Origin of the sequence: Streptomyces viridifaciens, assembly GCF_001888885.2 — a bacterium.
Lineage (GTDB): Bacteria > Actinomycetota > Actinomycetes > Streptomycetales > Streptomycetaceae > Kitasatospora > Kitasatospora aureofaciens.
The window spans coordinates 7,379,802-7,399,407 of sequence record NZ_CP090841.1 but is presented as its reverse complement, the minus strand read 5'-3'; the positions used below and the strand labels follow the sequence as shown (position 1 = coordinate 7,399,407).

18 protein-coding genes are annotated in these 19,606 nt (G+C 74.2%); 8 read left to right on the top strand and 10 right to left on the bottom strand.

Translation table 11 applies throughout. The annotated features are described in order from the left end of the window. From BOQ63_RS40305 to BOQ63_RS40290, 4 genes are all read right to left on the bottom strand, one after another. On the bottom strand, positions 1–990 hold the full coding sequence (locus BOQ63_RS40305) for an Acg family FMN-binding oxidoreductase (RefSeq protein ID WP_072655961.1): 990 nt from the start codon (positions 988–990) through the stop codon (positions 1–3). A gap of 237 nt (positions 991–1,227) precedes the next feature. Beyond that, positions 1,228–1,908, bottom strand: coding sequence for a response regulator (locus BOQ63_RS40300; protein WP_030285772.1), 681 nt, complete (start codon positions 1,906–1,908; stop codon positions 1,228–1,230). Between the two features lie 185 nt (positions 1,909–2,093). Further along, the gene (locus tag BOQ63_RS40295) at positions 2,094–2,696 is read right to left on the bottom strand and encodes a CBS domain-containing protein (RefSeq protein ID WP_107488603.1); all 603 of its coding nucleotides are present in this window, start codon (positions 2,694–2,696) and stop codon (positions 2,094–2,096) included. A gap of 9 nt (positions 2,697–2,705) precedes the next feature. Next, complete coding sequence (locus BOQ63_RS40290) at positions 2,706–3,401, bottom strand: CBS domain-containing protein (RefSeq protein ID WP_030285776.1); 696 nt, start codon at positions 3,399–3,401, stop codon at positions 2,706–2,708. A 459-nt stretch (positions 3,402–3,860) separates the two neighbouring features. On the opposite strand from BOQ63_RS40290, the gene BOQ63_RS40285 reads away from it, so the two are divergent. After that, positions 3,861–4,745 (top strand): YhjD/YihY/BrkB family envelope integrity protein, encoded by an 885-nt coding sequence (locus BOQ63_RS40285; RefSeq protein ID WP_046385472.1) that lies wholly within the window; start codon positions 3,861–3,863, stop codon positions 4,743–4,745. 90 nt (positions 4,746–4,835) lie between these two features. Here BOQ63_RS40285 and BOQ63_RS40280 read toward each other — a convergent pair whose 3' ends face one another. Then, positions 4,836–5,264: a DUF7144 family membrane protein gene (locus tag BOQ63_RS40280; protein WP_072655960.1), complete on the bottom strand. Its 429-nt coding sequence runs from the start codon at positions 5,262–5,264 to the stop codon at positions 4,836–4,838. After that, entirely contained in the window at positions 5,261–5,911 is a 651-nt protein-coding gene (locus BOQ63_RS40275; protein WP_360329626.1) for an STAS domain-containing protein, read from the bottom strand. The genes BOQ63_RS40280 and BOQ63_RS40275 overlap by 4 nt, the downstream gene beginning before the upstream one ends. 74 nt (positions 5,912–5,985) lie before the next feature. Between BOQ63_RS40275 and BOQ63_RS40270 the strand changes: the two genes are divergently transcribed. The 4 genes from BOQ63_RS40270 (at position 5,986) to BOQ63_RS40255 (ending at position 8,831) form a co-directional block, all read left to right on the top strand. Continuing rightward, on the top strand, positions 5,986–6,333 hold the full coding sequence (locus tag BOQ63_RS40270) for a hypothetical protein (RefSeq protein WP_072655959.1): 348 nt from the start codon (positions 5,986–5,988) through the stop codon (positions 6,331–6,333). 76 nt (positions 6,334–6,409) lie between these two features. After that, a complete protein-coding gene (locus BOQ63_RS40265; RefSeq protein WP_107048777.1) occupies positions 6,410–8,053 on the top strand; it encodes an MFS transporter in 1,644 nt (547 codons plus the stop codon). Then, positions 8,050–8,514, top strand: a complete 465-nt coding sequence (locus BOQ63_RS40260) for a DUF6325 family protein (RefSeq protein ID WP_046385470.1) — start codon at positions 8,050–8,052, stop codon at positions 8,512–8,514. Before BOQ63_RS40265 ends, BOQ63_RS40260 begins: the two co-directional genes overlap by 4 nt. Before the next feature lie 50 nt (positions 8,515–8,564). After that, complete coding sequence (locus BOQ63_RS40255; RefSeq protein WP_030285791.1) at positions 8,565–8,831, top strand: SHOCT domain-containing protein; 267 nt, start codon at positions 8,565–8,567, stop codon at positions 8,829–8,831. Between the two features lie 116 nt (positions 8,832–8,947). Here BOQ63_RS40255 and BOQ63_RS40250 read toward each other — a convergent pair whose 3' ends face one another. From BOQ63_RS40250 to BOQ63_RS40240, 3 genes are all read right to left on the bottom strand, one after another. Continuing rightward, a complete protein-coding gene (locus tag BOQ63_RS40250; protein ID WP_454131425.1) occupies positions 8,948–10,297 on the bottom strand; it encodes a chloride channel protein in 1,350 nt (449 codons plus the stop codon). A 122-nt stretch (positions 10,298–10,419) separates the two neighbouring features. Then, a complete protein-coding gene (locus tag BOQ63_RS40245) occupies positions 10,420–11,151 on the bottom strand; it encodes a CBS domain-containing protein (RefSeq protein ID WP_030285795.1) in 732 nt (243 codons plus the stop codon). 6 nt (positions 11,152–11,157) lie between these two features. Then, entirely contained in the window at positions 11,158–13,881 is a 2,724-nt protein-coding gene (locus BOQ63_RS40240) for a bifunctional acetate--CoA ligase family protein/GNAT family N-acetyltransferase (protein ID WP_454131427.1), read from the bottom strand. A gap of 284 nt (positions 13,882–14,165) precedes the next feature. Between BOQ63_RS40240 and BOQ63_RS40235 the strand changes: the two genes are divergently transcribed. Then, positions 14,166–16,562, top strand: coding sequence for a glycoside hydrolase family 65 protein (locus BOQ63_RS40235; RefSeq protein WP_318277727.1), 2,397 nt, complete (start codon positions 14,166–14,168; stop codon positions 16,560–16,562). Positions 16,563–16,568: 6 nt separating this feature from the next. Here the strand turns inward: BOQ63_RS40235 and BOQ63_RS40230 are convergent, their stop codons facing one another. After that, positions 16,569–17,186 carry an Rv1733c family protein gene (locus tag BOQ63_RS40230; protein ID WP_079183973.1) on the bottom strand — a complete coding sequence of 206 codons (618 nt, stop codon included), beginning with the start codon at positions 17,184–17,186 and terminating at the stop codon, positions 16,569–16,571. Positions 17,187–17,451: 265 nt separating this feature from the next. Here BOQ63_RS40230 and BOQ63_RS40225 point away from each other — a divergent pair, with 265 nt between their 5' ends. Both BOQ63_RS40225 and BOQ63_RS40220 read left to right on the top strand, forming a co-directional pair. After that, on the top strand, positions 17,452–17,985 hold the full coding sequence (locus BOQ63_RS40225; RefSeq protein WP_030555609.1) for a flavodoxin family protein: 534 nt from the start codon (positions 17,452–17,454) through the stop codon (positions 17,983–17,985). A gap of 165 nt (positions 17,986–18,150) precedes the next feature. Continuing rightward, entirely contained in the window at positions 18,151–19,416 is a 1,266-nt protein-coding gene (locus tag BOQ63_RS40220) for an APC family permease (RefSeq protein WP_499504817.1), read from the top strand. Positions 19,417–19,606: the final 190 nt, after the last annotated feature.

Genomic DNA, 19,606 nt, shown 5'->3' with positions numbered 1-19,606 from the left:
CTATTCCTCCCGGTCCAGCACGTTCCCGGCCGCGAGCCGCGGCGTCGGGGCGCCCTCGGGGCCGTAGCCCAGGCGGATCAGGATCTGGACGTAACCGGGGCCCCGGTGCGGGTCGCGGGCCTCCCAGCGCAGGTAGGGCCACTCCATCGCCTGGTGCAGGAGGGAGGCGCGGACGCCGTGGACGGTGGCGGCGAGCAGGACGTGTTCGAGGGCGAGGCCGGCGCGCAGCCAGTCCTCGGGGGTGTCGTGCTCGGTGGTCAGGACCGCGATGCGGGGCTCGTGCTCGAAGGGGGCGGGGGCCTGGTGCTCGGCGGCGCGCAGGGCCGCGAAGTCCCGCACGGGCAGGTGGCCGGCCTGGTCCTGGGGACCGAGCGCGGTGACCGGGATGCCGTAGGGCTGGGCGTCGGCGTCCCCGGTACGGATCCAGCTGCGGCTCTCGGTGCGCTGGGCCTCGTCCGTGGTGCTGCGGCGCTCGGCCTCGGCGGTGAGGTGGAGCAGCCGGGTGGTCTCCGCGTGGTCGGGCAGTTGGAGGGCGGTGTGCTCGGTGCGGGCGGCCGCGACCAGTTCGTCGAGGACGGCCTGGGGCACGGGCTCGCCGGTGAACGGTGTGCGGATGGAGTGCCGGCGCCAGATCGCCTCGAACAGCCGCTCGGTGCCCGGGGCGGGCACGGTGGCCGCGCCGTCCAGCCGTACGGCCGCGAAGAGGTCCGGGTCGGCCGGGTCGGGCAGCAGCCGCACCTCGGGGGCCCAGCCGAGGTGGCGGGCGGCGACCCGCAGGTTGAGGATGGCCGCGCCGACGGAGATGTGCAGCGCCCGGCCCTGGGGGTCGGCGGCCGGGACGGCGCGGCTGCGGTCGGCCCGGACCTCCAGGGTGGAGGTGGCCGGCTGGAGGTGGAAGCGCCAGGGCTGGCTGTTGTGGATCGAGGGTGCGGCGACGGCGGCGGAGACGAGCTTCTCCAGGCCGGCGGCGTCGAGGGCGAGGGTGGACATGGTGTCCTCCGGGATCGGTGTCAGCCGGAGACGGACGGCTCGGCGCAGCGGCGCGGGGTGTCCCGGAGGAGCGGAGTGCCCGCAGTCGCCGGGGGGATGCCCCGGGCGCTCGTGCCGTGATCGTCCCAGTACCTCATCGCGGTCTCCCCGGTCGTGGCGGGTGGATCACTTCCACCATGCGACCGGGTTCCGGCGGGGTGCTTGGGCCGTTCGGCTCTCTTTCCGGGCCCGGTCGACTCAAACCCGGCGCGGGTGGTGCGACTCGGAGGGCTCTTCGGCATGGGCGGCGAGGACGGCCGCCTGGAGCCGGCGCTCGACGCCCAGCTTGGCGAGCAGCCGGGAGACGTGGTTCTTGACGGTCTTCTCGGCGAGGTAGAGCTCCTGGCCGATCTGCCGGTTGGTCTTGCCCTCCCCCACCAGCTCGAGGATCTCCCGTTCGCGCGGGGTGAGCCCGGCGAGCGCGGCCTCCGGCTCGCTCTCCTCGTGGTGGCGCAGGCTCTCCATCAGCTTGCGCGTGGTGGCCGGGTCGAGCATGGACTGGCCGGAGGCCACCGTCCGTACGGCGCTGACCAGTTCGGCGCCCTTGACCTGCTTCAGGACATAGCCGGCCGCCCCGGCCATGATCGCGTCGAGCAGGGCGTCGTCGTCGTCGAAGGAGGTCAGCATCAGGCAGACCAGTTCGGGCATCCGGTCGCGCAGGTCCCGGCAGACGCTCACCCCGTCGCCGTCCGGGAGCCGTACGTCCAGCACGGCGACGTCCGGGCGCAGGGCGGGCACCCGGGCGAGGGCCTGGGCACAGCTGGCGGCCTCGCCGATGACCTCGATGTCCTCCTCGGCCTCCAGGAGGTCCCGGACGCCGCGCCGCACCACCTCGTGGTCGTCCAGCAGGAACACCCGTACGGGCTGGGGCGTGTCCATGGCCTGCTCCCTGGGGTGCGCGAGCGGTGACACCACCGATTCTGCGCGTTCGCGACGCGCGGCGCACCGGGTCGGCCGCGCGGGACCACGGCGACCGGGCACCGGGCCCGGTGGATCACCGCCCGGGTCACCGGGCCGGGGCGGTGCCCGGTTCGCCCGAGGACGAGCAGGCCGGCGGAGCGGGTTCAGGCCGCGGCGGCGAGCCGGAGTTCGACGCCGGCCACGCCGGGTACGGAGCGCACCAGGCGCTCCAGGACGTCGGCGGAGACCATGTCCGGCAGGTTGCCGGTCAGGGTGATCCGCCCGTTCTCGGAGCGGATGTCGGTGTCCACGGCGGCGCTCGGGCCGAGAGTGGCGACGAGCTCGAAGCGGACCCGGTCGGCGAGTTCGCGGTCGTCGCCGAGGTAGACCTTCAGCAGGTCACCCCGGCTGACGATGCCGACCAGGTAGTCCTCCTCGTCCACGACCGGGAGCCGCTTGAGGTGGCCGCGGGCCATCGCCCGGGCGGCCTCGTTGAGCGGGCTGCCGGGGTGCGCGGTGACCGCCGGGACGGACATCATCCGCCCGGCCGTCAGGGCGTCGGCGCGCTCGCCGTCGCGGTCCCGGGCGGTGAGCAGGTCGGCCTCGGAGACCACCCCGACCACCCGGCCGTCGCCGGTCAGCACGGGAAGGGCGCTGACCCGCCAGCGCTGCAGGGTCTCGGCGACCTCCCGGAAGTCCGCGTCGCGGCCGACGGCGACCACCGCGTGGGTCATGACGTCGGCGACGGTGCTCGGTGTGCTGGTCACGGCGGCCTCCTAGGAAGCGGCGCGGTAGGCGCGGGGGTGTTCCAGGTGCGGGTCGGTGTCGTCCTCGGTCCAGTCGAGGGCCGCGTGCACCGCGACCACGCCGTCCACGGCGCGGCAGAGCTGCTCGGTGATCGGGATCAGGCTGCGACGCGGCAGCCGGCCCCTGAGCGTGACGACGCCCTCGTGAACGCCGACCACGACGTCGCCGGGGGTGAGCCAGAGGGTCTGGCCGAGCACGTCGTGGTTGATCTCGTCGCGGATGGCCGCGTCGTGGCGCAGGAAGACCTCCAGCAGGTCCCGGCGGCTGACGATCCCGACCAGACGGCCGGCCTCGTCCACCACGGGCAGCCGCTTGACGCGGTGCTTGTCCATGGCCCGGGCCGCCTCCGGCACCGACCAGCCCGGGCGGGCCGTGACGGCGGGGCTGGTCATCAGCCCGCCGGCGGTCTCCGCCTCGGCCCGGGCACGGTCCCCGGCGTCCAGCCAGCGCCCGGGGAAGCGGCCCTCGGGGTCGGGAAGGACAGCTTCCTTGCGGAGCAGGTCGGCCTCGGACACCATGCCGAGCGGCCGTCCCTGGTCGTCGATCACCGGGATGGCGGTGATGTCGTTGCGGTGGAACAGCGCCGCAACCTCCTTGAACGGTGTGTCGGGCCGGGCGGTGACGACCTCACGGGTCATCACGTCGCCGACGCTGCGGTGCTGCATCGTCCTCACTCCTCCTCGGGTGGTTCCGCCTCCACTGTCCGTCCGCCGGAAGCCACCGGACAGGGCCGTACGGTCCCCGCCGACAGGGCCGGGTCGGCCCAGGACGCGTCGGCCCCACCGGGGGCCGGGGAACTCACGCATCGGACGGGGCCCGGCGCCGGAGCAACAGCACAGTCAGCACGGTCGGGTGGTTCCACAGGCCTCCCGGAACTCCGCGCGGCCGTGCCGCTGAGCACCATTGCCCCGTAGCGCGCGGCGCCCGACACCCGGGGTGAGCCGTCCGGGCGAGGAACGGCGGACGGCTGCGGCCGGTGGCGTGTGGGCCGTTGCGCTGAACGGCAGTCCGCCGGAGATGCCCCGCATCCTCCCGTCGCGCAGTCTTGGACGGAATCCGGGGTCCTCGCGTCGGCGACGAACCACGGCGGCCGGAGGGCCGACATCGGCCGGAGGGAGAACACAGTGGCGGAACAGCCCGGCCGGCCCGGCCGCTCCCGGTGGCTCCGCGCCGGATCCACCTGGTTGCGGGGGCGGACGGCCACGCTGCGCGACGCCCCGTTCCCGCGCCGGCTGGTGGCGCAGCTGGTCCACATCCATGTCCTGGACATGTCCACCCGCCTCGCGGCGCAGGCCTTCCTGACCGCCGTTCCGGTGCTGTTCGTACTGGCCGCCTTCATGCCCCAGGAGGTGCGCAACAGCGTCTCCGAATCCCTGCGCACCGTCCTGGGGCTGCGCGGCGCCTCGCTCGACGAGGTCAACCACGTGCTCCAGACCGACCTGACCCAGACCACCGACACCTTCGGCGCCGTCGGAATCCTGGTGACCCTGCTCTCGGCCACGAGTTGCAGCCGCGCACTGCAGCGCTTGTGCGAGCGGAGCTGGCACCTGCCCCATCTGGCGGGACGCCTGGCGGCCTGGCGGTGGCTCGCCTGGCTGCTGGTCTGGCTGACCGCCCTGACCGTCCAGGGGAAGGTGTGGTCCGGGTTCGGAGTGGGCCACGGCCTCGGGGTCTTCCTGTACCTGCTCACGGCCGCTCTGCTCTGGTGGTGGACACAGCACCTGCTGCTCGGCGGCCGTGTCCCCTGGCTCCCGCTGCTGCCCGGGGCCGTGCTGACCGGTGCCGCCCTGACGGCGCTCGCGTGGGGATCGCGGCTCTACGTCCCCCGCTCGCTGGAGCGCAGCGTGACGCAGTTCGGCCCCCTCGGCCTGGTCTTCACCCTGCTCAGCTGGCTCATCGTGGTGTTCACGGCCGTCACGCTCGGGATCAGCACCGGCTACGTGGTGGCGGGCCAGGGCCGACTGGCCCGGCTGCTGGCGACGCCCGAGCCGGCCTCGGCCGACGACTGAGGTCCACGGGAAGCGGCCCGGCCCCCGGCTGATCGCCGGGGGCCGGGCCGGCCACGGTGTCAGGGCCCGGGACGGGCGCCCTCCGGGCCGTCAGGTCTCCTTTCTGACCGTTCCGACGCACAGCGCCCAGATGACGAAGACGTCGAGCGCGATCAGGACGACCGCCCAGAACGGGTAGTAGGGCAGCCACAGGAAGTTCGCGATCATTCCCAGCCCGGCGACGACCACGCCGACGGCACGGGCCCAGACGGCGCCGCTGAACAGCGCCACACCGGCCAGGACGAGGACGACCCCGAGGATCAGGTGGATCCACCCCCATCCCGTGGTGTTCATCGAGTACACGTAGTGCCGGGTGACGACTATCAGGCTGTCCTTGGCGATGCCGGCGATCCCCTCGAAGATCGCCATGATGCCGCCGGCGATCAGCATGATCGCGGCGAAGACTGTCCACCCGGACACGAAGGGACGGTTCTCGGGTGCCTGGGCGGTGCGGCCCGCATCGGTGACACTGCTGGTCATGACATGGACTCCTTCGGTAGCGGCAGCCTCGCCGGGAACGGGAGGCGAGAGGGGGGAGAACTCGCGTGGAGGGGATCCGGTGAACCGGCACCCGCCCCGCTCCCGACCGGCTCGGCCGGAGAGGTCAGGAGGTCGGTGAGGCGGAGGAGAACGAGGATCCGGCCGAGCCCCGGTCGGACGCCGACGAGCCGGAACCCCGCACAGTGGACGCGGCAGATCCGGCGGGCCTGGAGAAGAGCGTGCACACCGGCGGCGTCGCAGAAGGTGAGGGCCGCTACGTCGAGGTCCAGCCGTGGCCGGCGAGCCGCGAGAGCCCGCACGACGGCGTCGATCAGGAGCGGCGCGGTGGCGATGTCGAGTTCGCCCTCCAAGGCCACCGACGTGGCGCCCTGGGCGTCCCCCGTCCTGGTGCGGAGTGGGTCGTGGTCTTCCACTACGACCGCCTCGCTAGCTCGGCTGGCTGACGGACCCCGGAACCGGAGCCCTGTGGCCACCGTAGGGCCGGGCCCGCCGGCCGGGCAGGGCCGCTCGGACCGCGGCAGTGGTCCATACGGCCCTGCCCGTCGTCCGGTCGCGCACAGGAACGGCGCCGTGACGCGGAGTCCTGCGGGCGTCCGGCCCCCCGGGCCATGGGCCGGACGGCCCATGGCACTTCGCGCGGGCCCTGCGAACGTCGGAAGGTAGGGATCGTCCCACCGCATCCAGCAAGGAGGCGAGGCACATGCCCGGCACCCACCACCTGGTAACGCGTCGCACCGTCGCAACCGGACCCACCGAGCTCGGACGAGTCGACTGGGTCGTGATCGGCTCGTCGATGATCATCGCAGGCGCGATCAAGCACGCGCTGTCGGGCGTCGTCGCGATCGCCAAGGGGATGCTGTGCCCTGCTCCGCACGGTGCATCCGCGCCGGACCGCCCCGCACCCGCCGCTCTGAGCGGCGACGAGAGGGACGGCTGGATCCTCATCAGTGCCCTCCTCCTCCTGACCGGCGCGATGGCCCACGTCCGAGGACGCGTCCGGGAAAGCGTCAGGGCGGCCAACCCGGCGCATCGGAGGACGGGGACGTGACGCCCACAGCACGCGGAACACGTGAGCGTGGCCGGATCGACGCGAGCGCGGGCGCGTGAACCCTTCAGGAGGTGCCGTGAACCGGTGGAAGGCGCTGATCATCCTGGGGATGGCGCAGTTCCTCATGGTGCTGGACGCATCGGTGATGAACGTGTCGATCAGCCAGCTGGTCATCGACTTCGACACCGAGGTGACGGCGATCCAGGCGGTCATCACGCTCTACACGCTGGTCATGGCAGCCTTCATGATCACCGGCGGCAAACTCGCCGACATGTTCGGTCGCCGCCGGGTGTTCGCCGGCGGGCTCGTCGTCTACGGGGTGGGATCGGCGCTCACCGCCGTCGCGCCCACGCTCGGGGTGCTGGCACTGGGCTGGTCCGTCATCGAGGGCTTCGGTGCCGCGCTGGTCCTCCCCGCCCTGGCCGCCCTCGTGGCGAGCACCTACCAGGGCCGGGACCGCGCGGTCTCCTACGGGGTCATCGGCGGCCTCGCCGGTGCGGGGATCGCGGTGGGCCCGTTGCTCGGCGGGTGGGTGACCACGTACCTGACCTGGCGCCTGGTGTTCGCCGGGGAGGCCGTCCTCGTGGTGGTCATCCTCCTCCTGATCCGCTGGATCACGCCGCAGCCCGCGCCCGCGACCCGGCCCCGGCTCGACCTGGGCGGGGTGCTGCTGTCGGTCGCGGGACTGGCCCTGGTGGTGCTGGCCGTGCTGCAGAGCAGCTCGTGGGGATGGCTCCATCCGCGCAACCCCCCTTTCACCGTTTTCGGGTTCTCCCCGACGGTCTTCGTCATCGCCCTCGGCCTCGTCCTGCTCTATCTCCTCCGCCTCTGGGAGGAGCACCGGGCGGATCCGTTGGTGCGGTTCAGCCTGTTCCGCATTCCGAGCCTGCGTTCCGGCCTGCTGATGCTGTTCAGCCAGAACGTCATCCTGCTCGGCCTGTTCTTCGCCATTCCGCTCTACCTCCAGGTGGTGCTGGGGCTCAACGCCTTCGAAACCGGCCTGCGGCTGCTGCCCGTGTCGGTCACGATGCTCGTGGCGGCGCTGAGCGGCCCCGCGCTGAACAGGTTCGTGTCCCCGCGCACGGTGGTCCGGACCGGCCTGCTGGTGCTCTTCGCCGCGACCCTCTGGCTGCTCGGCACCATCGAGCCCGAACTCGACGACCTGTCCTTCGCCCTGGCGATGGCGCTGCTCGGTCTCGGCATGGGCCTGCTCGCCTCCCAGCTGGGCAACGTCGTGCAGTCGAGTGTCGGCGAGTCCGAGCGCAGCGAGGTCGGCGGGCTGCAGTACACCGCCCAGAACCTCGGCTCGTCGCTGGGCACCGCGCTGATCGGAGCCATCGTGATCAGCGCCCTGGCGGCCGCCTTCACGGCAGCGATGGCCAAGGACCCGGCGGTCTCGGAGACGGTCCGACAACAGGCCGGCATCCGGATCGAGTCGGGGCTCAACTTCGTACCGGCCGACCAGGCCGCCGCTGCCCTCGCCAAGACCCCGATCCCGCCGGAGGAGGCGGACGCCGTCGTCTCGGCCTACCGGACGGCCCAGCTCGACGGCCTGAAGGTGGCCGTGCTGGCCGCCGCCGGCATCACCCTGGCCGGCTTCCCCTTCACCCGTCGGCTGCCCGCCACCGGGAGCGGCTACGGCCGCGTCCCGGCTCCCACCCGCGGTACGCCTCCGGGCGGACCCGGTGATTCCACCGAACAGCACGAGGAGCTGCCATGAGCGACACCATCGACGAAGAGTTCAACGAAACCGGTCCGATCGACTACCTGATCGTGGAGTTCCCCGGTACCCGTCTGACCGGCGAGGGCATGCCCCTGCTCCTGGACCTGGTCGAACGGGGCATCATCCGGATCCTGGACCTGACCTTCGTCAAGAAGGAGCCGGACGGCTCGCTGACCGCGCTGGAACTCGCCGATCTGACCGGCGACGGACAGCTCGACCTCACCGTGTTCGAAGGGGCCTCCTCGGGCCTGCTCGGCGACGACGACATCAGTGAGGCGGCCAAGGCCCTGGAACCCGGCAGCTCGGCCGCCGTCCTCGTCTACGAGAACCTCTGGGCCGCTCCGATGGTGGGAGCCCTGCGCCGCGCCGGCGCCCAGCTCGTCGCCAGCGGTCGGATCCCGGTCCAGGACGTCCTGGCGGCTCTGACAGCCGTCGAGGACGCCGGCAGCCCCGTCTGACCGGTGCCGTAGGACCCGCACGAACCGAAGCACGACCGAAGGAGGAACCCGTGCCCGGACTGATTCGAGGAGTGGCCCGCACCGCCGTGGTCGCGGGGACGGCGACGGCCGTCTCCAATCGCGTCTCACGGCGGCAGGCCGGCCGGTGGGCCCAGCAGGACCAGGCCGCCGCCTACCGGGAACCGCCGCCGGCCGCTGCTCCCGGCAGCACCGACGACACGATCGCCCAGCTCCAGAAGCTCGGCGCCCTCAAGGAGCAGGGCGTCCTGACCGAGGCCGAGTTCGCCACCCAGAAGGCAAAGATCCTCGGCACCTGACCCGCTACGGGCCGGACGTCCCTTCTCCCCGGCCCGTGATCCCTCCGCCCCGGCCGCGCCTCCCCGGCCGGGGCGGTCCTCTCAGGCCGGCGGTGACCGACAGGCCCCGCTCCCCTTCAGCCACGAACGACAGGGGCGCTCGCTCCCGCACCGCTTGGGCCGATCCGCAGCGTCAGGACGTAGGCGACCACCACCGAGACGATCACCAGCGGCATGACGGTGAGCCCGTCGGCGCCCAGCAGCAGGGTCGCGAGCAGCACCGAGGTCATCGGCAGCCGCAGCAGCGCGACGCACATGGCGCCGATCCCCGTCGCGAACGCGGCGGTGAGCGGCAGTCCCGCCAGGTGGGAGAGGGCCGTGCCCCCGGCCGCCCCCAAGAACATCGCCGGGAACACCGGCCCGCCCCGGAACGCGCTGAGCGAGGTGCAGTAGGCCAGTCCCTTGCAGGCGACGAGCAGGCCCAGGGCACCGACCGAATAACCCGCGTGACCCGCCAGCAGCGGGCCGATCGCGCTCTGCCCGGAGTAGAGCACCTCGGCCGCGCCCTTGCCGGTGGCCTCGGCGTAGGCGATGGCGCACCCGGCGACCACCAGGCCCATCACCACCGTCGCGGGCACCGTGCGCCGCTCGACCCGAGCCCGGAGCAGGAGGGCCAACCGGCGGATACCGGCGCCGAGCAGGGCCGCCGCCACCCCGATCACCAGCGCCCAGCCGAACCCCGGGAGGTCGGGCCGGTCCGCGTGCGGCACGTCGGTCAGTGTCAGGGAGTAGGTGCCGAGACCGGTCCAGCTGCCGAGGCCGAGGAAGACCAGGGAGCCGATACCGGCGGCGAGCAGGCCGGGGACCAGCACCGCCCCCATCATCGGGCCTCCGAGCCCCGAGGCCTCCATCAGCAGGAAGGCGCCGAGCAGCGGCGACCCCAGCAGCGTGCTGACGGCCGCGAAGCTTTCGGTGGCCCCGACGACGGCGACGACCGGCGGGGCGACGTCCCGGCCGGGCCGCTTGACCGCCAGCACCGCCAGCCCGCCGCCCAGGGCGATCAGCGGCGCCTCCGGCCCCAGGACCGCGCCCAGGCCGAGGGTGGCCAGCGCGGCGAGGAACACTCCCGGTAGCTCGATCGCGCTCGGTGCGCCCGTGGTCGCCAGGCCCGCGGTCGGTTCGTGCCCGCCGGTTCCGGGGAGGTGGCGGACGGCCGCGCCGACCAGCAGCCCGGCGACGCCCAGCAGCGGCAACGGCCACCAGGGCGGTGTTCCCTGGAAGCCCAGCGCCTTCGGCAGGTCCGTGTAGGTCGCCGACTGCAGTCTGGAGACCAGGGCGAGGAAGCCGTAGGCCGCGGCCGAGATCAGCACCCCGAGGACGGCCGCCAGCGCCAGCAGCTCCAGGTAGCCGAAGGTGCGGACGAGCGCCGCCGGATCCGATGGGTCCGCGCCGGGTGCCGGGGACCGGTGGTCGGCCGACAAGCGCATCGCCCTCCTCGGCGCCGGTCTGCGGGTGGACACGCGGCGGCGGCCGCGTCCCCGACGTCTATCACGCAGCGGCCGCCAGCGCGGAACGATCCGGACGCGGCCGGTCGGCGCTGTGCCGAGCCTCACCCGCTCGGCCCACCGCCGGAACCCGTGGTGTCCGCGTCGTCAGTGACCGGCGGCCCCGGATCGATGTCGTCCAGGTCCCAGCTGAGGTGGTCGGCCAGGGCCCTGAGTCCGTCGATGCGGGCGAGTTGGAGGCAGAGGGTGGCGGCGTCGCCGCGGGTGCGGGTGCGGCCGGTGATCGAGAGCAGTCCGCGTTCGCAGCGGATGTGCAGGGAGGCCGGGACGACTCCGCTGCCGGGTGTGAGGGCGAGGGCGAACGCCTCGGAGCGGACGGCCTCGTCCTCGCGGCGCAGGGCGTCCAGCAGGTCGTGCGTGGAGAGCAGACCGGTCAGGCGGCCGTCGGCGTCCACGACGGGCAGGTGGTGCAGGGAGTGCCCGGCGACCAAGGCCACCGCCTCGGTGACGCTCATGTCCTCCGTGACGGTGACCGCTGGGGAGGTCATCAGGTCCCGGGCGAGGAGCTCCCGGTCCGGGTCCTCCGCGGCATGGGCGACGAGCAGGTCGGAGGCGGCGACCACACCGGCGACGGTGCCGTCGGCGCCCACCACGGGCGTGATGCCGCGCCGGGAGGCGATCAGCACTGCGGACATGGTGGCGAAGTCGGTGCGGGGGGTGACGGCGACAGCGGCACGGCTCATGCAGTCGCGGACCCGGGTGCGGACGGGTGGGCGTGCGGGCTCGACAACCGGGAAGGTGTCGGCCGGGGTGCCGTCGAGAATGCTGTGCTTCATGGGGGTTCACTCCCCCTCGACGGCCGCCGGGCGGCGCAGCCGTCGCAGGTAGGGGTCGAAGGACGGACGGCGTTCGAGGCGGACCCGGGCGTCCACGCAGAGCGCGCCGTCCGGGCGGGCGATGACGGGGTTGAGATCGGCCTGGGCGAGTTCGGGGAAGTCGTCGGCGAGCCGGGACAGCCGGGCGAGGACGGACCGTACGGCGGCGAGGTCGACGGGTGGCGCCCCGCCGTCGCCCAGTAGCAGCGGCGCGCTGCGCAGTTCGGTGACCATCGTGCTCAGGTCGCGTTCGCTGAGCGGGGCGAGCCGGGCCACCCGGTCGGCCAGCACGTCGGCGGCGGTGCCGCCCAGGCCGAGGACGATCAGCGGGCCGAACACCTGGTCCTGCACGACTCCCGCGAGCAGCTCGACGCCGGGCGCGGCCATCGGCTGGACCACCGCTCCGGCCAGCCTGTCCCCGAACCGTCGCGTGAACTCCCGGTAGGCAGAGCGCACTTCGGCATCATCACCCAGTCCGGTGCGGACCGCTCCCGCGGCGCTCTTGTGCACCTGCCCGGGCCAGTAGGCCTTCAGGACCGCCCTCCCCTCGTACCCGAGGCGACGCAGCCCCGCCGCGCTGACGGACGCCATGTGCTCGTCGCGGGCCCACACCGAGGTGGTCAGCGGCAGCCCGTAGGCCTCCAGCAGGTCGGCGGTGGAAAGCGGGTCGAGCCAGCCGCCCTCGGGATGGGCGGTGAGGTAGCCGTCCACCACACTGCGGGCGGCGCGGCGGTCGCAGTCCGGGGCGTCGGCCGGCGGCGAGGACGGCTCCGCGAGCCAGCGGGCGCGGTCCCGGGCGTGGGCGAGGGCGCAGGCGGCGGAGAGGCTGTCGGAGTAGGCCGGGAGGCTGCCGCCGTCGGCGCAGCCGTGGTACCGGACGGGCACCTGCTGGTCGAGCAGTACGGCCGCGATCGGGACGCGCCGCAGGGCCGGGCCCTCCAGCAGGGCGCGCACCGGGTCGTGGCCGGGGGTCTCGCACAGCGCTGTCGGCACCAGGCAGACCAGGATCGCGTCGACGCCCTCCTCCTGCTCCAACGCGTGCAGGAACAGGGCGAGTTCGGTGGGGCGCACCGCCGCCGTGGTGTCCACCGGGTTGCGGACGGAGGCGCCGGGCGGAAGCAACTCCCCCAGCTTCGCGGGGAGTTCCGGCAGGGTCAGTCCGGCCTCGACGCAGGCGTCGGCGGCCAGGATGCCGATTCCGCCCGCGTTGGAGACCACGGCGACCGCGCCGCGCGGGGCGGGCAGCGGCTGGGCGCGCAACAGGGCGGCGGCCTCGACGAGTTCCTCGATGCTGCGGGTGGCCGTGATGCCGGCCTGTCGGAACAGCGTCTCCCGGGCGACGGTGGGGGTGGCGGCGGCCGCGGTGTGCGAGGCGGCGCCCCGGCGGCCGGCGGTGGAGCGTCCGGCGTCGACGGTCAGCACCGGGATCGTCCGGGTGACCCGGCGGGCGGTGCGGGCGAAGGCGCGCGGGCTGCCGAAGGACTCCAGGTGGAGCAGCGCGAGATCGGTCCGGCCGTCCGCCTCCCACCACTGGAGCAGATCGTTGCCGCTGACGTCGTACTTGTCACCGAGCGAGACGAAGCTCGACACCCCGACGCCCAGCCAGGCCAGCCGCTGCAACAGCGCGATCCCCACGCCACCGCTCTGCACCGCCACGCCGGCGCTGCCCGGCCTCGGGAAGGCGCCGCCGAACTCGGCGTCCAGCCGGACGACGGGATCGGTCTGGGCCATACCGAGGCTGTTCGGCCCGACCAGGCGCATGCTGTGCCGACGGCAGGCCCGCATCAGCCCGCGGGCCTCGTCCGCCCCGAGGCCGGAGGTGAGCACGACCAGCGCCCGGACGCCGGCGGCGCCACATTCCTGGGCCACCGCGGGGACGGCGCCCGCGGGCACGGCCAGTACGGCGAGGTCCGGCACGGCGGGCAGTGCGCGGACGGACGGGTAGGCGAGCCGGCCGTCGATCTCCGCGGCATACGGGTTGACCGCCCAGACCTCGCCCACGAAGCCGCCCCGCCGGATCTTCCCGAGGACGGTCCGCCCGACCGAGCCCGCCCGCCGGGACGCCCCGACCACCGCCACCGAGGCGGGGCGCAGCAGCGACGTCAGGCTCGCGAGGTCGGCGCGGCGGCCGCGTTCGTCCACGGCCGAGCGGTAGCGCTCGCCGTCCTCGTCGTCCAGCGGTACCCGGATCCTGACCTCGCCCTGGGCGTAGCGGCGCTCGACCGGGAGCCCGAGGTCGGCGAAGACCTGGTGGACGGCCCGGTTGCCGAACAGGGTGTCGGCCTCGAAGAAGCGGATGTCGGCGGCTCGGGCGGCGTGCACCAGGTGTTCCAGCAGCAGGGTGGCCGCGCCCCGGCCCTGCCAGCTGTCGGCCACCGAGAGGGCCAGCTCGGCGGTCTCCGGCGGCTCGTCCAACAGCTCGCAGTCCGCCTCGCCGATCAGCGCCTCCCCCACCCAGGCGCCGAGCGCCAGGAGACCTGGCCGCGGTGTGCACAGCCGGTCGGCGGCCTGCGCGGGCGCGTTGCGGCTCACGCCGAAGAAGCGCATCCGGCGGCTCTCCTCGGACATCCCTTCGGCGTGCAGGCCGAGCACCGCCTGGTGGTCGTCCGGGCCGAGCGGGCGGAGTTCGACGGTGGTGCCGTCGGCCAGCAGGGCCTCGGTGGTGGTGTGCGGCGGGTGGACGGTGGACATGGCGCCTCCTCGGCCGTCGCCGTGCTACCCCTCCAGCCTCCGCGCGCGCCGCCCACGCGGGGAGGGCCGACCGGCCCCGACCAGCCCGCCGAACGGCGTGGCGGCCGGGGCCCCAGAGGGACGGGCTGGCGACGGGGGACCGGTCACCCGTCGACCGCCCTCCCCGACCGGTCCGCGCCGGGCCGACCGGTGGCTGAATCCGGCGGCGGGCGGACCAGCGGCGAGCGGCCCGGCGGCGCGGTGCGCAGACTGGAGGCAGGCCAGTCGGCACAGGAGGTCACCTCGTGGCACCAGACCCGCCTGCGGGGTACCCCGACATGCCGGACCGGTGGACGCTCCGCTACCAGGGCTTCGACCCCGTCGAGGAGGGGCTGCGCGAGGCGCTGTGCGCGATCGGCAACGGCTACCTGGTCAGCCGGGGCGCGGCGCCGGAATCCGTCGCGGACGGCGTCCACTACCCGGGGACGTACCTGGCCGGCTGCTACGACCGGGTCGAGTCGACGGTCGCGGGGCGGACGGTCACCAACGAGGACCTCGTCAACTGCCCGAACTGGCTGCCGCTGACCTTCCGCCCGGCAGGCGGCACGTGGTTCGCCGGACCGCCTGCCGAGCAGACCCTGGAGCTGGACCTGCGCCGTGGCGTGCTGGCCCGCAGCGCGCTGGTGGTGGACGAGCGGGGGCGGCGGACCCTCCTGGTGCAGCGCCGCCTTGCCAGTCAGGCCCGGCCGCACCTGCTCGTACTGGAGAGCACCTTCACGCCGGAGAACTGGTCCGGCCCGCTGGAGGTCCGCTCGGCCCTGGACGGCGGCGTCACCAACACCGGTGTGCTCCGCTACCGTGGGCTGACCGCGTGCCACCTCGTCCCGGCGGGTCAAGGAGTGGACGAGGCCGGGCTGCTCTGGCTGGAGGCCGATGCCGTCAGCTCTCCGCTGCGGATCGCCCTGTGCGCCCGGACGAGCACGGACCGCGCGGCGCGGGTGGGCACCGAGTGCCGCGAGGGCTCGGCGGCCCACCTCCTCACCCTGGACACCGAACAGGGCCGCCCCGTCACCGTGACCAAGACCGTCGCGGTCCACACCTCCCGCGACCGGGCGATCGAGACCCCGCTGCGCGCCTCCCGCCAACTCGCCGCCGAGGCCGGGAGCTTCGACGAGCTGCTGGCCGAACACTCCCTACGCTGGGCCGAGTTGTGGCGCCGCTGCCGGATCGAGGCCGACTTCGACGGCGCCGGCCCGCTGCACCTCAACCTGTTCCACCTGCTCCAGACCTACTCCGAGCACTCCGTCGACCTGGACGTCGGCATCCCGGCCCGCGGCCTGCACGGCGAGGCGTACCGCGGGCACGTCTTCTGGGACGAGCTGTTCGTCCTGCGGCTGCTCAACCTCCGCTTCCCGGAGCTGGCCCGCGCAGTCCTCCGCTACCGCCACCGCCGTCTCGACGCCGCCCGCCGCCAGGCCCGTGAGCTCGGCCTGCGTGGGGCGGCGTACCCGTGGCAGAGCGCCGCCGACGGCCGGGAGGAGTCCCAGCAGCTGCACCTCAACCCGCTGTCCGGCCGCTGGCTGCCCGACCACAGCCACCTCCAGCGGCACGTCGGCTCGGCCGTCGCGTACAACATCTGGCAGTACTACCAGTCCACCGGGGACCGGGACTTCCTGGCCACGGCCGGCGCCGAGATGCTGCTGGAGATCGCCCGCTTCTGGTCCTCGGCCGCCTGCTACGACCGCTCCCAGGAGCACTGGTCGATCCGGGGCGTGCTCGGCCCCGACGAGTACCACGACGCCTACCCCTGGGCGGCCCGGCCCGGCCTGGACGACAACGCCTACACCAACGTGCTCGCCTCCTGGGTGCTGGCCCGCGCCCAGGACGCCTTGGAGGTCCTGCCCGGCTACCGCCGCGACGAGCTGCGCGAACGCCTCGCCCTGGACGACCTGGAACTGGACCGCTGGCAGGAAGTCGGCCGGCACCTCCACGTGCCCTTCCACGACGGCGTGCTGAGCCAGTTCGCCGGCTACGAGCGGCTCGCCGAACTCGACTGGGAGAGTTACCGGCGCCGCTACCCCGACCTACGGCGGCTCGACCGGATCCTGGAGGCCGAGGGCGACACCGTCAACCGCTACAAGGCCTCCAAGCAGGCCGACGCGCTCATGCTCTGGTTCCTGTTCTCCGCCCGCGAGGTCCGTGACCTGCTGCGGCGTCTGGGCCACCCGGCCGGCCACGAGTTGCTGCGCCGCACCACCGGGTACTACCTGCGTCGAACCGTGCACGGTTCGACGCTCAGCTCCGTGGTGCACGCCTGGGTGCTCACCCGCTCCGACCACCGCGCCTCCTGGCACCACTTCCGCGACGCCCTGGTCGCCGACCTCCGCGACAGCCAGCACGGCACCACCGCGGAAGGCGTCCACCTCGGCGCCATGGCGGGCGCGGTCGACCTGCTGCAACGCTGCTACACCGGTTTGGAGCTGCGCGAGGACGCCCTCTGGCTCGACCCCCACCTGCCGTCCGCCCTCGGTCACCTGGAACTCGACCTGCGCTACCGGAGCCACTGGGGCCTGACGATCGCCGTCGACCGCCGTACGGTCACGGTCAGCCTGCGCGAGGACCGCCAGGAACCGGTCCGCATCCGCCTGCGCGGCACGGAGGCGACGATCCGACCGGGCGAGACCCGCCACTTCCACCTCTGACACCGTTCACCGCCGCCCGGACCAGCGCGGCTCCACCTGCTCCCAGGCGGCCTCCCAGCCCTTCTCCGCCCGCCGCTCCAGCGCGTGGCGGCGCAGCGCGAAGACGCCCTCCGCGCCGAAGCCGAGCACGGTCACCGTGCCGAAGCCGACGAGCACGGCGTCGGTGACGATCAGGTCGACCGGCTTGGGCGCACGGACGGGGTCCCCGGCGTCGTTCAGTCCGACCCGGACGGCCGTCCCGGCGAGGGTGCCGTCCGGCACGGGCACGATCCCGGTGCCGGGGCCGACGGGGTAGGTCCAACGGGCCGGGGCGTACTCCCGCACGCCGCCCGCGCGCGGATCGGCCGACCCCGCCGGGCCCGTGGTGACCGCCGTGACGGTGTGCCGGTGCCGAGCCGCCTGCTGGGCGGTGTGCGTCTCGGCGCGGTACACCAGCAGCGCAGCGGCGGCGGCCACGACCAGCGTTGCGAGCATCGCCAGCGCAAGCCCGGCCACGAGGCGGCTGTACGCCCGGTCGAGCGGGCGGCAGAGCGGGCTGTGGTCCCTGCCGGTCGCCCGGCGCACGTGGCGGCGCAGGGACGTGTGCGTCGACGGGTGCCTGGGCGTGGTGACTGTGGCGGACATGTCGCGCCTCCTCCGTACCGGGGCGGCGGGTGCTCCCGTGCACCAGTCTTCCGAGCGCTCCCCCGGCTGCCCGAGGGCCTGACGGCCCCGGTGCCGGGCCCCGAGGGGTAATCCGTTGCGGGCCACTCGTCCCCGGTGGCGCCGAGAGCATCCCCGGCGGACACGGCACTCGGCGCAGGCCCGTCCGGCCGCCCGGTCCGGGCCGTTCGACCCGCGCCGGGCGGGCGGCCCCGGAGCGAGCCTGGGGTGACGAAAGGTGGAGACGATGCACACCGTGATCGTGTACGAGAGCATGTACGGCGACACCCGCGAGATCGCCGAGGCGATAGCCGAGGGAATCCACCAGGCCGACCCGAGGGCGGCTGTGGACTGCCTGCCGGTGGCGGAGGCCGACATGGAGACCACCCGGTCCGCGGACCTGCTGGTGGTCGGCGGACCGACCCACATGCACGGCATGTCCTCCGGGCTCAGCAGACGGATGGCCGTCGCCGCCGAGGCGCACAAGCAGGACCGTGAGCCGGCCGCGGCCGAGGCGCGGGAGACCGCCGAGGGACCGGGGCTGCGGGCCTGGTTCCACGATCTGCCGCAGGCCGGATCCGGCGCCTGCGCCGCCGCGTTCGACACCCGGGTCGACATGCCCCGGGCCGGTGGCGCCGCCAACGGCATCGCCCGCCGGCTCTCCGGCCACCACTACGAGATGGTCGCCGAACCCGAGGGCTTCATCGTCGAGGACAACGACGGCCCGCTGCGGACCGGCGAGCTCGCCCGCGCCCGCGCCTGGGGGGCAGGGCTGGTCTGACCGCGTTCGGTCGTTCCGAGATCGTCGCGCACGCCCACCGGAACTCCGAGGAGCACGGCCGCCGGACACGGTGAGCGCACCGCCCCGGAGGCCGGTGGTCGTCCTCGTGCAGCACCTCCAGTAGGGTGCGCGCCGACATCGAAGAGCGTCGAGAGGCACGGATCCATGACTTCGTCGGCACCGGCGACCGGGCCCGGGGAGCTGAGGCGGCACCTGGGCGTGTTCGACGCCGTGGTGATCGGGCTCGGCTCGATGATCGGCGCCGGGATCTTCGCCGCGCTGGCCCCGGCGGCCTCGGCGGCCGGCTCTGGGCTGCTGCTGGGTCTGGGGCTGGCCGCCGTGGTCGCGTACTGCAACGCGACCTCCTCCGCGCGTCTGGCCGCCCGCTATCCGCGGTCGGGTGGCACGTACGTGTACGGGCGCGAGCGACTCGGGGACTTCTGGGGCTACCTGGCCGGGTGGGGGTTCGTGGTCGGCAAGACCGCGTCGTGCGGAGCGATGGCGCTGACCGTCGGCTCGTACGTGTGGCCGCAGCAGGCGCACGCGGTGGCGGTCGCGGCGGTGGTGGCCTTGACGGCGGTGAACTACCTCGGGGTGCAGAAGGCGGCCTGGCTCACCCGCGCCATCGTCGCCGTCGTACTCGCCGTGCTCGCCGCCGTGGTCACCGCCTGCCTCACCGGCGACAACGTCGACACCGGCCACTGGGCGGTCGGTACGGACGCCGGATTCCGCGGCGTGCTCCAGGCGGCGGGGTTCCTGTTCTTCGCCTTCGCCGGGTACGCGCGCATCGCCACCCTCGGCGAGGAGGTCCGCGACCCACGGCGGACCATCCCCCGCGCGATCCCGCTCGCGCTCGGCATCACGCTGGTGGTGTACGCCGCCGTCGCGCTCGCCGCCCTCGCCGTTCTCGGCCCCGACCGCCTGGCCCACGCCGGCGCTCCGCTGACGGAGGCGGTCCGGGCGGCCGGGGCGCCCGGCCTGGCCCCGGTGGTGCGCGTCGGCGCTGCGGTGGCCGCCCTCGGCTCCCTGCTCGCACTGATCCTCGGTGTCTCCCGCACCACCCTGGCGATGGCCCGCGACCGGCACCTTCCGCACGTCCTGGCCGCCGTGCACCCGCGCTTCGCCGTGCCGCACCGCGCCGAACTCACCGTCGGTGCGGTCGTCGCCGTCCTGGCGGCCGTCGCGGACGTGCGCGGGGCGATCGGCTTCTCCTCCTTCGGCGTGCTCGCCTACTACGCCGTCGCCAACGCCTCCGCCTGGACCCTCACCCCCTCCGAGGGGCGCCCGCCGCGCGTGGCTCCGGTGTGCGGCCTGGCGGGGTGCGTGGTGCTGGCCTTCGCCCTGCCCGGCGCCTCGGTGCTGGGGGGCGCCGTGGTGCTGGCCCTCGGCGCCGCCGCCTACGGCGTGCGCAAGGCCCTCTCCCGCACCTGACCGTCCGGCTGGGGCGGACCGGGTACGGCCCCGGACCGCGCCCGCCCGACGGGCCGATCGGCCCTCCCGGGACGACCGGCCGGACCAGCGTCCGGAGGCGTTCGCCCCTGGGCTCGACCGCGCGCCCCGACGGACAGTGACAGGGACGGAGCCCCCGGCGCGTCCGGCGCCGGATCACCGCGAGCGCGCC

Coding starts and splice junctions, on each gene's coding strand:
- BOQ63_RS40305 (WP_072655961.1), bottom strand. CDS start 990: ATGTCCACCCTCGCCCTCGACGCCGCCGGCCTGGAGAAGCTCGTCTCC.
- BOQ63_RS40300 (WP_030285772.1), bottom strand. CDS start 1,908: ATGGACACGCCCCAGCCCGTACGGGTGTTCCTGCTGGACGACCACGAG.
- BOQ63_RS40290 (WP_030285776.1), bottom strand. CDS start 3,401: ATGCAGCACCGCAGCGTCGGCGACGTGATGACCCGTGAGGTCGTCACC.
- BOQ63_RS40280 (WP_072655960.1), bottom strand. CDS start 5,264: ATGACCAGCAGTGTCACCGATGCGGGCCGCACCGCCCAGGCACCCGAG.
- BOQ63_RS40275 (WP_360329626.1), bottom strand. CDS start 5,911: ATGGGCCGTCCGGCCCATGGCCCGGGGGGCCGGACGCCCGCAGGACTC.
- BOQ63_RS40270 (WP_072655959.1), top strand. CDS start 5,986: ATGCCCGGCACCCACCACCTGGTAACGCGTCGCACCGTCGCAACCGGA.
- BOQ63_RS40260 (WP_046385470.1), top strand. CDS start 8,050: ATGAGCGACACCATCGACGAAGAGTTCAACGAAACCGGTCCGATCGAC.
- BOQ63_RS40250 (WP_454131425.1), bottom strand. CDS start 10,297: ATGCGCTTGTCGGCCGACCACCGGTCCCCGGCACCCGGCGCGGACCCA.
- BOQ63_RS40245 (WP_030285795.1), bottom strand. CDS start 11,151: ATGAAGCACAGCATTCTCGACGGCACCCCGGCCGACACCTTCCCGGTT.
- BOQ63_RS40240 (WP_454131427.1), bottom strand. CDS start 13,881: ATGTCCACCGTCCACCCGCCGCACACCACCACCGAGGCCCTGCTGGCC.
- BOQ63_RS40230 (WP_079183973.1), bottom strand. CDS start 17,186: ATGTCCGCCACAGTCACCACGCCCAGGCACCCGTCGACGCACACGTCC.
- BOQ63_RS40225 (WP_030555609.1), top strand. CDS start 17,452: ATGCACACCGTGATCGTGTACGAGAGCATGTACGGCGACACCCGCGAG.
- BOQ63_RS40220 (WP_499504817.1), top strand. CDS start 18,151: ATGACTTCGTCGGCACCGGCGACCGGGCCCGGGGAGCTGAGGCGGCAC.